This is a genomic window from Mesorhizobium sp. L-2-11, from assembly GCF_016756595.1.
Taxonomy (GTDB): domain Bacteria; phylum Pseudomonadota; class Alphaproteobacteria; order Rhizobiales; family Rhizobiaceae; genus Mesorhizobium.
This window is the reverse complement of sequence record NZ_AP023257.1, coordinates 4,574,064-4,586,551: the sequence shown is the minus strand read 5'-3', so window position 1 is coordinate 4,586,551 and position 12,488 is coordinate 4,574,064. Positions and strand designations below refer to the sequence as shown.

Sequence of the window (12,488 nt, the reverse complement as noted above, 5' to 3'; positions counted from 1 at the left end):
ATGCAGGAGCACGATCTTTCCTTCGTCCGCGTCGAAATGGCGCTGGCACAGTCGGCGCCTGCAAGCGAGCGCGGCCTGGGCGCCTGGGTACGCAAGAACCTGATTGCGTCGACTGGTGACACGATCCTGACCATCATCGGCATCGTGCTGGTCGCGATGATATTGCCGCAACTGATCAGCTGGGCCTTCATCAACGCCCAATGGACCGGCGCGGACCGTACCTTTTGCGCCACGGCGGCACAGGGCGGCATCCAGCCGGACGGCTGGTCCGGCGCCTGTTGGGCCTTCGTCAACGCCAAGTTCGGCCAGTTCATGTTCGGCCGCTATCCGATCGATGAACGCTGGCGCCCGATCCTGGTCGCCATCCTGTTCGCGGCGCTGCTGGTGCCGCTGCTCATCCCGAAGGTGCCGCGCAAGGGGCTGAACGCCATCTTGTTCTTCGGGGCGCTGCCGATCTTTGCCTTCATCCTGCTGGTTGGTGGCGTGTTCGGCCTGCCGCATGTCGAAACCCCGCTATGGGGCGGGCTGCTGGTGACGCTCACCCTGTCCTTCGTCGGCATTGCCGTGTCGCTGCCGCTCGGCATCGTGCTGGCGCTCGGCCGGCGCTCGAAGATGCCGATCGTCAAGATGCTGTGCGTCATCTTTATCGAGACGGTGCGCGGCATCCCGCTGATCACTGTGCTGTTCATGGCCAGCGTCATGCTGCCGCTGTTCCTGCCGGCCGGCGTCAGCTTCGACAAGTTCCTGCGCGCGCTGATCGGTGTCTCGCTGTTTGCCGCTGCCTATATGGCCGAAGTGGTGCGGGGCGGCCTGCAGGCGATCCCCAAGGGCCAATATGAGGGTGCGGATTCGCTCGGCCTCGGTTACTGGCAGAAAATGGGCCTGATCGTGCTGCCGCAGGCGCTGAAGCTGGTCATTCCCGGCATCGTCAATACCTTCATTGGCATGTTCAAGGACACCAGCTTGGTGTCGATCATCTCGATGTTCGACCTGCTCGGCGTCGTCAAACAGAATTTTAACGACCCCAACTGGGCAACGCCGCAGACGGCCAGGTCCGGCCTGGTGTTCGCTGCCTTCGTCTTCTGGCTGTTCTGTTTCGGCATGTCGCGCTATTCGATGTTTACGGAACGCCGGCTCGACACCGGCCACAAGCGCTAAGAACAAAAAAGGGAACCTTCCATGACCATAGAAAATGCAGTCAGCGCGGAAGAGATCAAGGTCAATGCCGCCAAGATGCAGGTTTCCACAACCGATGTCGCAATCGACATCATTGGCATGCACAAATGGTACGGCGAATTCCATGTGCTGAAGGACATCAACCTGAAGGTGATGCGCGGCGAGCGCATCGTCATTTGCGGCCCTTCGGGCTCCGGCAAATCGACGATGATCCGCTGCATCAACCGGCTGGAAGAGCACCAGAAGGGCAAGATCATCGTCGACGGCAAGGAATTGACCAATGATCTCAAGAAGATCGATGAGGTGCGCCGCGAGGTCGGCATGGTGTTCCAGCACTTCAACCTGTTCCCGCATTTGACCATCCTGGAAAACTGCACGCTGGCGCCGATCTGGGTGCGCAAGACGCCGAAGAGGCAGGCCGAGGAAATCGCCATGCATTTCCTCACCCGCGTCAAGATTCCGGAACAGGCCAACAAATATCCCGGCCAGCTTTCCGGCGGCCAGCAGCAGCGCGTCGCCATCGCCCGCTCGCTGTGCATGAACCCGCGCATCATGCTGTTCGACGAGCCGACCTCGGCGCTCGATCCGGAAATGATCAAGGAGGTGCTGGAGACGATGGTTGGTCTCGCCGAAGAGGGCATGACCATGCTCTGCGTCACCCACGAGATGGGCTTTGCCCGCAAGGTCGCCAACCGGGTGATCTTCATGGACCAGGGCCAGATCGTCGAGCAGAACACGCCGGCCGAGTTCTTCGACAATCCGCGCCACGAGCGCACAAAACTGTTCCTGTCGCAGATCCTGCACTGAGCGCTGAAATCAAATCAAAAGAGCCCGGCCGAAACGGCCGGGCTCTTTTGAACCGCGCTGCCAGAAGCGCCTCATCCCTTCGCACCTCCCTCTGGCCTGCCGGCCATCTCCCCCGCAAGGGGGGAGATCAGCAGCTTCGGCGCTCCGCTCACTCCTGCAGCGTTGGAGATTGGCGAAGGCTGCTGTGACGGCCAATCTCCCCCCTTGCGGGGGAGATGTCCGGCAGGACAGAGGGGGGCGCTGTCCCGCCAGCCTATCGAGCTTTCATCGCCGATCGCCAACCTCCGGCGGCCGCCAGCCATAGAGCCAGTCGAGATCGGCCGCGAGCATCTCCGGCGAGCGCCACTTCAGGAACAGGTTGCGCGCGACCGCCACCGGCCCTGCTGCATGCCAGGCGAGCCGGTTGACGGCACCGCGGCGCGAGACCTTGGCGATGCGCGGGCGGCGCAGCTTTTCCCAGGCGGCAAGCGCGCCCCAGCGATCGGCGGGCGAGGCGGCGACGAAGTCGGCAAGGGTTGCGGCATCCTCGATCGCCATCGCCGCCCCCTGCGCCGCGAACGGCGTCATCGCATGCGCCGCATCGCCGATCAGCGCGATGCCGGCGGGCGTCGTCCATGGCAGGGACTGGTCGACCGTATGGATCGGCCACGCGGTCCACGGGCCGGCATCCTCGGCAAGCCGGGCCAGCGCTGCCGCCGTGCCACGCATGGCGCCGACGAGGATGTTGGGGTTGGCGTGGCCCGACCAGCGCTCGGCGATGATCTCGCCCCTGGTGAAGGCAGCCAGGTTGAACGCCATGCCGTTGCTGACCGGATAGGCAACGAGGTGAAAACCCGGATGCAGGAAGGTGGTCACGCAATTGGCGGCGCCGACCGCCGCAAGGGCTTCTCCTGCGACACTGTCTGCACCGATCGTAGCGCGCCAGGCAAGCTCGCCCGAAAACCGGCTTTTGGCGGCAAACTCGCCAAAAGCCCGGATCGCCGACCAGACGCCGTCGGCGCCGATCAGCAGAAAGCCGCCGGCTTCAACTGTCTTGCCGGCAATCTCGACTGTAGCCGTGGCATGGCGCGGTCCTGTGGCGATGCCGCCGACGCGCGCGCCGGTGATGAGACTGATGTCCGGCTGTTCGGCGAGGCGCGCCATCAGTGCGTCTTGCAGATCAGCCCGATGAGCGACGAGATAGGGCGCCTGCCAGCGCCTTTCGGCTGCTTCGCCAAGCGGCACCCGCGCCAGCTCACGCAGCGTGGCGGCGTCCTTGAGCACCACCGCCTCCGGCCGCACCGCCGCCGGCAACAGCCGGTCGAGCACGCCGAGTTGGCGAAGGATGCGCGTCGCGTTGGGTGAGAGCTGGATGCCGGCGCCGGCCGCTTCGAGGCGCGGCGCCTGTTCGAACAGCCGCACCAGATAACCCCGCTCGGAAAACGCCAGTGCCGCGGTCAGTCCGGCGACGCCGGCTCCGGCGATAACGACGTGCCGGGACCGGGGGTCGTCCATGGGATGGCGTGCGCGTCAGGCGGCCTGGTCGATATACAGGCATCCGGCAGGCTGCGTTTCCGTGGCCTTCAGCTTTGGCGAATAACGAAAAAGCGTCGAGCAGTAGGGGCAGACTTTTTCATCGTCGTCGCCCATGTCGAGAAACACATGCGGATGGTCGAAAGGCGGGTTGGCGCCCGTGCACATGAATTCCTTGACGCCGATGTCGATTGCCGCATAGCCCGCATCGTTCTGGAAATGGGGAATGGAACCGCCTGCCATCGTCGTCTCCTGCATTTGCCGCATGACCGCCGATCATGCGCAAAATCAAAATTCACCGCGTTCCTGGCGCGTCCAAAGGGCACGCGCCCGCTGCAGCCCGGATTACGCGTCCAAAGGACGCGCCGCGCTGCACCTGGATTGCATCTGGATCATAAGCAGTCTCTTTGCAAGATCGATGAAATCAAACTGTCGTAAAAGCCTGTCACAGGATAAGCTAAGCCGGTTAAGGCATGGCCCCGAAACCGAATTCGGTTCGCCGGGGATCGTGCGTGGCTTAGGAGTGGTAGAGCGTCTTTGCGCGTCCGGAAAGACGCGCGGCGCTGTGGCCAGCGGGTGCGAAACGAGCAGGAACCATGAACGAACTAAAGCCGGTGCAGAGCGAATTCACCACTGTCGAGGTGGCGAGCCGAGAGGGCGGCAACCCGGACCGGTTCGTCAACCGCGAGTTTTCCTGGCTGCAATTCAACCGCCGCGTCCTTGAGGAATCGCTGAACGCCAATCATCCGCTGCTCGAGCGTGTTCGCTTCCTGTCGATTTCGGCTGCCAATCTCGACGAGTTCTTCATGGTCCGCGTCGCCGGTCTCGCCGGCCAGGTTCGCGAAGGCATCACGCTGAAGAGCCCGGACGGCCGCACCCCCGAACAACAGCTGGAACAATTGCTGCGCGAGGTCGAGCGCCTGCAGGAGGACCAGCAGAAGAGTCTATCCGCGCTGATGCTGCTGCTCGACAAGGAAGGCATCGAGAGCATCAGCCGCGACGGCCTGACCAAGGACGAGAAGACCTGGCTCGAGGATCATTTCCAGGAGCAGGTGTTTCCGGTGCTCACACCGCTTTCGATCGACCCGGCGCATCCGTTCCCGTTCATTCCCAATCTCGGCTTCTCGATGGCACTGCAACTGCGCCACCGCAGGAATGGCGAGGAGATGAGCGCGCTGTTGCGTCTGCCGGTGGCGCTGAAGCGCTTCATCCGCTTGCCTGACCGCAAGCATGATGTCCGCTTCATTCCGCTGGAAGAAGCGGTCGGCCTCTATATCGGCAAGCTGTTCCCCGGCTACGAAGTCAAGGGCTCCGGTACGTTCCGCATCATCCGCGACAGCGACATCGAGGTCGAGGAGGAGTCCGAGGATCTCGTGCGCCTGTTCGAGACGGCGCTGAAACGTCGTCGCCGCGGCTCGGTCATCCGCATCGAATTCGACAAGCTGATGCCGGCCGAACTGCGCGAGTTCGTCGCCGGCGAGCTTGGCGTCTCGTCGAGCCGGATCAGCGTGCTCACCGGTCCGCTGGCGCTCAGCCAGATTTCCGAGATCGTCGCCATTGCCCGCGACGATCTCAAGTTCCAGCCCTATAATCCGCGCTTTCCCGAACGCATCCGCGAGCACGGCGGCGACTGTTTCGCCGCCATCCGCGAGAAGGACATCATCGTTCATCACCCCTACGAATCCTTCGACGTGGTGGTGCAGTTTCTGCGCCAGGCGATGGCCGATCCGGAAGTGGTGGCGATCAAGCAGACGCTCTATCGCACCTCGAACGACAGCCCGATCGTGCGCGCTTTGGTCGACGCTGCGGAAGCCGGCAAGTCGGTGACTGCGTTGGTCGAGCTCAAGGCGCGTTTCGACGAGGAAGCCAACATCCGCTGGGCGCGCGACCTCGAGCGCGCCGGCGTTCAGGTCGTGTTCGGCTTCCTCGAACTGAAGACCCACGCGAAAATGTCACTGGTGGTGCGGCGCGAGGACGGCAAGCTGCGCAACTATGTGCATCTCGGCACCGGCAACTACCATCCCGTCACCGCGCGCATCTACACCGACCTGTCCTTCTTCACCACCGCTCCGACAATCGCCCGCGATGTCGCCCACCTGTTTAATTTCATCACCGGCTACGCCGAGCCGACCGAGGAGATGCAACTGGCCATCTCGCCGTTCACGCTGCGCAAGCGCATCCTCAGGCACATTTCGGACGAGATTGGCCATGCGCTGGACGGCAGGCCGGCCCGCATCTGGATGAAGATGAATTCGCTGGTCGACCCGATCATCATCGACGCGCTCTATGACGCCAGCCGCGCCGGCGTCGAGATCGATCTCGTCGTGCGCGGCATCTGCTGCCTGAGGCCCCAGGTGCCGGGCCTGTCGGAAAACATAAGGGTCAAGTCGATCGTCGGCCGCTTCCTCGAGCACAGCCGCATCTATTGTTTCGGCAACGGCCATGGACTGCCGTCGGACGGGGCGGTCGTCTACATCTCATCGGCCGATTTGATGCCGCGCAATCTCGACCGTCGCGTCGAAACCATGGTGCCGATCACCAATCCAACGGTGCATGAACAAGTTCTCGGCCAGATCATGCTGGGCAACATCATGGACAACCAGCAAAGTTTCGACGTATTGGCTGACGGAACCTCCCGGCGCGCCACGCTTGAGGAGGGTGAGGAACAGTTCAACGCGCAGGAATATTTCATGACCAATCCGAGCCTTTCCGGACGCGGCGATGCGCTGAAATCGCATGCGCCCAAGCGCATCGCGCAGTTCAAGCGCCGCAAGAAAAACGCCGCAGCGACCGGCTGATGATTTCAACGTCCCAGGGCCGGCTTCAGGACCGCCGACCGCTGTCCATCATCGACATCGGCTCGAACTCGATCCGGCTTGTCGTCTATGAGGGGCTGGCGCGCTCGCCGACCACGCTGTTCAACGAAAAGATGCTGGCCGGCCTCGGTCGCGGCATCGTCTCGACCGGTAAGCTCGATCCGGAGGCGGTGACCCGTTCGATGGAGGAGTTTCGGCGTTTCCGCGCGCTGTCCGAGCAGGCCGGCGCAGAGCGTATGTATGTGCTGGCGACCGCCGCCGCCCGCGAGGCGGTCAACGGCCCCGATTTCATCCACCGCGCCGAAGACGTGCTCAAGACCGAGGTCCAGGTGCTGAGCGGGCGCCAGGAAGCCCACTATTCCGCGCTTGGCGTCATTTCCGGCTTCCACCCGGCCAACGGCATCGCCGGCGACCTCGGCGGCGGCAGCCTCGAACTGGTCGACGTCGATGGCGAGGCAATCGGCGACGGCATCACGCTGCCGCTGGGCGGCCTGCGTCTGCAGGACATGGCCAGGAACTCGCTGGCCCAGGCGGCAAAGATAGCACGCGACGAGCTCGCAAAGGCAAGGCTGCTGAAAGGCGGGCAGGGCAGGCCGTTCTATGCAGTTGGCGGCACCTGGCGAAACCTCGCTCGGCTGTACATGGAAATGACCAGCTATCCGCTGAGCGTCATGCACCATTACGAGATCGGCATTGACAGCGCTGCGAACTTCCTCAAGCAGGTCGCCAAGGGCGAGATCGAGAAGATAAGGGGTATCGAGGGCGTCTCAAAGAACCGCCGCTCGCTGCTGCCTTATGGCGCCATCGTACTGCAGGAGATCATGGCGGCGATGCAGCCGTCCAAGATCATCGTCTCGGCGCTTGGCGTGCGCGAGGGCTTTCTCTATTCGCTGCTCGACAAAGCCGAGCAGAAGGCAGATCCGCTGATCTCGGCCTCGGAGGAACTCGCCCGGCTGCGTTCGCGTTCGGTTACCCACGCGCAAGAGCTTGTCGAGTGGACGGGAAAGACCTTCGCCGCCTTCGGCATCGAGGAGACCGTCGACGAGGCGCGTTACCGCCAGGCCGCCTGCCTGCTTGCCGACATCGGCTGGCGCGCGCATCCCGAATATCGTGGCAAGCAGTCGCTCAACATCATTGCCCACGCCTCCTTCATCGGCGTCGACCATCCCGGCCGCGCCTTCCTGGCGTTGGCCAACGCCTACCGTCATGAGGGCATCTTCAACGAATCGATCGCGCCGGAAATCAAGGCGCTGGCGACGCCGCGCTATATCGAGCGTGCCCGTGTGCTGGCCGCGGTGATGCGCGTCGTCTACCTGCTGACGGCGGCAATGCCGGGGGTCATGCCGCGGCTGAAATGGCAGAGCCGCGGCAATGGCGTGCTTGCGCTGGTGCTGCCGGCCCCGCTGGCCGATCTTTACGGCGAGCGGCCGGCCGGGCGACTGGCGCAGCTGGCGCGGGTCACCAATCGCCGGCTGGTACTGGCGGTCGAGGGCGGCCCCAATATGCCAGCCAAGTAGTCCGGCTCAGCCAAGCTCAGGCAAGTAAGTCGGCTCAGTCCGGCAGCTTGTGTCGGTCAAGTCGTTTCAGCGCCGATCCGAAGTATCCGCCCATCGATCGAGTAGGCGCCGGCGCCTGCCATTGCCAGCGCCAGAAAACCGCCCGATATCGCGATGTCCTTCATCAGCATCTGCGAATGCATGAAGGTCAGCGTCGGATCGTCGCCACCATGGCCATAGTGGCCGATGAAGCCTGCTGCGATGCAGAAAGCGGCAAGCAGGAGCGCCACGATCGGTGTCTTGAGGCCGACGAGAATGAGCAGGCCGGCGATCAATTCGAACAGCCCGGTCGCCCAGGCTACGAGCGTCGGCAGCGGCAGTCCGAGGCCGGCAAAATAGCCTGATGTGCCGGCAATGTCGGTAAGCGCGTGAAAGCCGGACGGAACGAACAGAGCGGCCAGCAGCAGCCGGGAAAGCAGAAGCAGCGCATCGCGCGGCATTGGTCACCTCCGATGTCGGCCAGCCGGTCGGCTTCACCCCGACAGCTCGATCCTAGCAGAAACTATGGGCGGCTGGTCGACGGGCATAGACCGACAACGAAAAAGGGACGCGGAAAATTCCGCGCCCCTTGCTGCAAATTGTTGCTGGACCGCTTCAGCCGCGCTTGGCGTCGACCGAATAGGCGCCGGCGCCCGAGGAAGCCAGCACGAGGAAGCCGCCGGCAATCGCCAGGTTCTTCATGAAGCTGATCATCTGCATCTGATCGGCCCAGCCGGTGTGGGCGACCAGTCCCGTGGCGACGGTGAAGATTGCCAGCACCCAGGCGGTGATTCGGGTCTGAAAGCCGATGAGGATGGCGACACCGCCGAGCAGTTCGAGCAGGCCGACGACGACAGCCGTCACGGTCGGCATCGGAAGGCCCATGCTGCCGAAATAGCCGGCGGTGCCGGCGATCGCAGTGAGCTTGCCGAAACCGGAAAGCACGAAGATGACCGAAAGCAGGATGCGGCCAAGGAGGATCGTGCCAGAGGCGTTAGAAGTGGCGTGGGAAGCGGCGTTGGAAACGGTGCCGGAACCGGCAACGGACGTGTTGGTGGACATGATGGGCTCTCTCCGGAAGGGTTGCGTTGCCCATCCACATAAAGCAGGGCGACTGTTCACCAAAGATGCAGATTTGGTTACAGATTGTTCACCGCAGTAACATTTTTGCGATCAATTCCAACTTATCCGGGACGCGTCATGTCCTCCGGCCGCACCAGGCGGTCGTAGTCGGCCTCGCTGACCAGCCCGGTGGCCAGCGCTTCCTCACGCAAGGTTGTACCGTTCTTGTGCGCGGTCTTGGCGATCTTGGCGGCGTTGTCGTAGCCGATGGTCGGCGCCAGTGCTGTCACAAGCATCAGCGAACGGTCGAGGGCGGCCTTGATGTTATCTTCCCGCGCCTCGATGCCGACGACGCAGTTGTCGGTGAAGGAGATCGAGGCGTCGGCGAGCAGCTGCACCGACTGCAGGAAGTTGTAGGCCATTAGCGGGTTATAGACGCTGAGCTCGAAATGGCCCTGGCTGCCGGCGAAGGTCACGGCGGCATTATTGCCGAACACCTGGATGCAGACCTGCGTCAGCGCCTCGCACTGGGTGGGGTTGACCTTGCCCGGCATGATCGACGAACCCGGCTCGTTTTCCGGCAGCGACAGTTCACCAAGGCCGGAGCGCGGGCCGGAGCCGAGCAGACGAATGTCGTTGGCAATCTTGAACAGGGCGCCGGCGCAGGCGTTGATGGCGCCATGCGAAAACACCATGGAATCATGCGCCGCCAGCGCCTCGAACTTGTTTGGCGCAGTGACGAAGGCGATGCCGGTGATCGCGGCGATGCGATCCGCCACTCGCTCGGCAAAGCCGATCGGCGCGTTGAGGCCGGTGCCGACGGCCGTGCCGCCTTGCGCCAGTTCCTGCAGGCCGGGCAGCGTCATCTCGATGCGCTTGATCGAGGAGGCGACCTGCGCGGCATAGCCTGAGAATTCCTGGCCAAGGGTGAGGGGCGTCGCGTCCTGGGTGTGGGTGCGGCCGATCTTGACGATGTGGGCGAAAGCTTTGGTCCTGGCATCCAGCGCAGCGTGCAAATGCCTGAGCGCCGGCAACAAATCGTGCACGATGCGCTCGGCACAGGCGATGTGCATGGCCGTCGGATAGGTATCGTTCGACGACTGGCTCATATTGACGTGGTCGTTGGGATGCACCGGTTTCTTCGACCCCATGACACCGCCCAGCAGTTCGATCGCCCGGTTGGAGATCACCTCGTTGGCGTTCATGTTGGATTGCGTGCCCGAGCCGGTCTGCCAGACGACCAGCGGGAAATGATCGTCGAGCTTGCCGTCGATGACTTCCTGAGCGGCTTCGATGATCGCCTTGCCGATGGCCGGGTCGAGCCGCTTCAGCTCCATATTGGTTTCGGCCGCCGCCCGCTTGACGATGCCGAGCGCGCGAACGATCGACGCCGGCTGCTTTTCCCAGCCGATCTTGAAATTGCCCAGCGAACGCTGCGCCTGCGCGCCCCAGTAACGGTCGCCGGCGACCTCGATGGCACCGAACGTGTCGGTTTCGGTTCTGGTCTCTGGCGCGCTCACATCTCTCTCCGGTCTGTCGAATTCGCACCGGCGTATCGCGTTGCACAAATGGCTTCAAGCGGAGATTGCCGGCAGCAAGGATGCAAATCGGTTGAAGGAGCGGGAAGAGGCTCCTCTCTCACCGCCCAAACAGCGATCGTGAGGTTGGAGATAGGCGCAAGGTCTCGGTCGATCCAGCCAGGCATGACTGGGCCTCCCGCTCGAATGCCTGCCACTGCGGGGAACCGGAAAGGGCTGCTTCGTGGCGGGCATGGGCGTCGGCGCTGCCGAAGGCGGCGACGCTGATGAAGACATTTTCGCCTGATCGGACCGGCAGGCGGGGAAAGCTGTTTGCGGCATGCTCGGTGACAAACGCAGCACGCGGCCGTCCGCTAAGTGCCGCCAACACGGGAATCGCATCGGCTTCGAAGCGGCTGGCGAAGTCGGCTTCGGCGCCGGGCCGCAGATGATGAATCTTGATAACAACAATACCCGACAAGCGATTGCCTCTGCTTGGCTTTTCGTGTCCCGGCAAGGCCGCCCCCGACAGATCGAAGCCGGCGCCCGGCCATGCCGGTTTCAGCAGCAGCACGTCGTCGGAGGAAATCATCGTGGCGTTGGCGGCGTCGCGCCAGGCTGCCCATACGGGACCCTCGTAGAAAGCGGTCAGTGCATTTTTCCGCGCTTCCATACCGTCGAATCCGCGCAGCCAGATGAACATGTCAGGCCGGTCGAGATCGCGAAACTGACCGATGACGATCATCCCTGCCGCTTCCTGACCATCGATCAGATGACCGTCGAAGATGTCGATCAGCGTGTCGCGCCGGCCCGGTTTCAGCGTGTATTGCCTGAGCTCGACGACCGGCGAGGCGTTGAGGCCGGATTTCGACGCGGCATTCAGCGGCAGGCTCATCGCGCACTCTCCAAAACAGGGCGTTCATCCTGTTTTATAAACAGACCGGTTGTCCTGTTTTGTCAATCTGCTATCGTTGGAAAATGTCAGCAGAGATGACCGCTCGCCCAAAGGCGCAGTCCGGCAAACGCACCAACGACCCGGAAGGCCTGCGCAAACGTGTCCTCGATGTCGCCGAAGCCTCGTTTCAGGCGCGCGGCTACCACGCTTCCAGCCTGGGCGACTTGATGGCCGCGGCAGGCGTCACCGGCGGCGCACTGCATCATCATTTCCCGACCAAGAAAGCGCTGGCCCTGGCGGTGATCGAGGAGCGGGTGGCGGCTGCCGTCGAAGCAACTTGGATCGCGCCGGTGCAGGCGGCAGGCTCGGCGCGCGAGGGCGTCCGCAGCGTGTTCGAGGCCGTGGCGGCGGAACTGGAGCAACAGGGTTTCGTGCGCGGCTGCCCGCTCAACAACCTGGCGCATGAATTGTCGCTTGCCGATCCGGATTTCCGCACCGCCCTTGCCGGCATCTTTTCGGCGTGGCGCCAGGCGATCGCCGACAAGGTCAGGGCCGACCAGCAAGCGGGCAGTGAGCAGGACACCGATCCGCAGCGTTTCGCCGCACTCGCGGTCGCCACCTATTCCGGCGCCATGTCGATGGCCAAGACGGCGCAGGATTCTGCTGTGCTGCGCGATTGCCTGAATGCGCTGGAGCAGGGAGTTTCCTCAGCAAGAGCGAAGCGACGTCGAAGGGTGCTGCGGCAGTACAAAGCCTTTTGACGCCGGAGCGCCAGTCGCCCTCTGCCCTGCCGGGACTTAATTCGGCAGCGGTTTGATGACCTCGTAGCCGACGACGCTTTCGGCGTTGGTGCCCTCGTCATAGCGCCTGGCCAGAACGGCCTGCAGGTCGGGCGCGTAGAGCGCGGTGAATTCATCCTGGGTCTTGCCGGCCTCGCTCTTGATAGTCTGCCTGACCGCCAGCACGTTGTATTTGCAGTCGCCCAGGCTGAACGTCTCCTTGCCCTTGACGTTGATCTCGAGCGTCTCTGTGCCCTTCGGCTGCTTGTTTGCAGCGAGGCGGACGAAAACGGTCTTGCTTTTCGCCCCGGCCTTGAGCGGAAACAGCTTTCTCAGATCCGAAAACGGGATCATCGCAAGCTGACCGGTCTCGCTGTCGCGAAACACCT

The 12,488-nt window shown here is 63.2% G+C and carries 12 protein-coding genes; 5 read left to right on the top strand and 7 right to left on the bottom strand.

Translation table 11 applies throughout. The features are described from left to right. The gene (locus tag JG739_RS21995) at positions 1-1,158 is read left to right on the top strand and encodes an amino acid ABC transporter permease (RefSeq protein WP_202363358.1); all 1,158 of its coding nucleotides are present in this window, start codon (positions 1-3) and stop codon (positions 1,156-1,158) included. Positions 1,159-1,179: 21 nt separating this feature from the next. Then, on the top strand, positions 1,180-1,983 hold the full coding sequence (locus JG739_RS21990; protein ID WP_274609397.1) for an amino acid ABC transporter ATP-binding protein: 804 nt from the start codon (positions 1,180-1,182) through the stop codon (positions 1,981-1,983). Between the two features lie 264 nt (positions 1,984-2,247). Here the strand turns inward: JG739_RS21990 and JG739_RS21985 are convergent, their stop codons facing one another. Further along, positions 2,248-3,477 carry an FAD-dependent monooxygenase gene (locus JG739_RS21985; protein ID WP_202363357.1) on the bottom strand — a complete coding sequence of 410 codons (1,230 nt, stop codon included), beginning with the start codon at positions 3,475-3,477 and terminating at the stop codon, positions 2,248-2,250. A 15-nt stretch (positions 3,478-3,492) separates the two neighbouring features. After that, positions 3,493-3,738, bottom strand: coding sequence for a zinc-finger domain-containing protein (locus tag JG739_RS21980; RefSeq protein WP_202363356.1), 246 nt, complete (start codon positions 3,736-3,738; stop codon positions 3,493-3,495). Between the two features lie 353 nt (positions 3,739-4,091). Between JG739_RS21980 and JG739_RS21975 the strand changes: the two genes are divergently transcribed. After that, positions 4,092-6,293 (top strand): RNA degradosome polyphosphate kinase, encoded by a 2,202-nt coding sequence (locus JG739_RS21975; RefSeq protein ID WP_202363355.1) that lies wholly within the window; start codon positions 4,092-4,094, stop codon positions 6,291-6,293. Further along, positions 6,293-7,828: an exopolyphosphatase gene (gene ppx, locus JG739_RS21970; protein WP_202363354.1), complete on the top strand. Its 1,536-nt coding sequence runs from the start codon at positions 6,293-6,295 to the stop codon at positions 7,826-7,828. Before JG739_RS21975 ends, ppx begins: the two co-directional genes overlap by 1 nt. A gap of 56 nt (positions 7,829-7,884) precedes the next feature. Here ppx and JG739_RS21965 read toward each other — a convergent pair whose 3' ends face one another. The 4 genes from JG739_RS21965 to JG739_RS21950 form a co-directional block, all read right to left on the bottom strand. Continuing rightward, positions 7,885-8,307 carry a DoxX family protein gene (locus tag JG739_RS21965; RefSeq protein ID WP_202363353.1) on the bottom strand — a complete coding sequence of 141 codons (423 nt, stop codon included), beginning with the start codon at positions 8,305-8,307 and terminating at the stop codon, positions 7,885-7,887. A 154-nt stretch (positions 8,308-8,461) separates the two neighbouring features. Then, complete coding sequence (locus JG739_RS21960) at positions 8,462-8,908, bottom strand: DoxX family protein (protein WP_202363352.1); 447 nt, start codon at positions 8,906-8,908, stop codon at positions 8,462-8,464. Between the two features lie 122 nt (positions 8,909-9,030). Then, the gene (gene fumC, locus JG739_RS21955) at positions 9,031-10,428 is read right to left on the bottom strand and encodes a class II fumarate hydratase (RefSeq protein ID WP_202363351.1); all 1,398 of its coding nucleotides are present in this window, start codon (positions 10,426-10,428) and stop codon (positions 9,031-9,033) included. Between the two features lie 118 nt (positions 10,429-10,546). Next, positions 10,547-11,320: an NIPSNAP family protein gene (locus JG739_RS21950; protein WP_202363350.1), complete on the bottom strand. Its 774-nt coding sequence runs from the start codon at positions 11,318-11,320 to the stop codon at positions 10,547-10,549. 95 nt (positions 11,321-11,415) lie between these two features. Between JG739_RS21950 and JG739_RS21945 the strand changes: the two genes are divergently transcribed. Then, on the top strand, positions 11,416-12,081 hold the full coding sequence (locus JG739_RS21945) for a TetR/AcrR family transcriptional regulator (protein WP_202363349.1): 666 nt from the start codon (positions 11,416-11,418) through the stop codon (positions 12,079-12,081). Positions 12,082-12,117: 36 nt separating this feature from the next. Here JG739_RS21945 and JG739_RS35480 read toward each other — a convergent pair whose 3' ends face one another. After that, the gene (locus JG739_RS35480) at positions 12,118-12,486 is read right to left on the bottom strand and encodes a hypothetical protein (RefSeq protein WP_244749513.1); all 369 of its coding nucleotides are present in this window, start codon (positions 12,484-12,486) and stop codon (positions 12,118-12,120) included. Between the last annotated feature and the right edge of the window lie 2 nt (positions 12,487-12,488).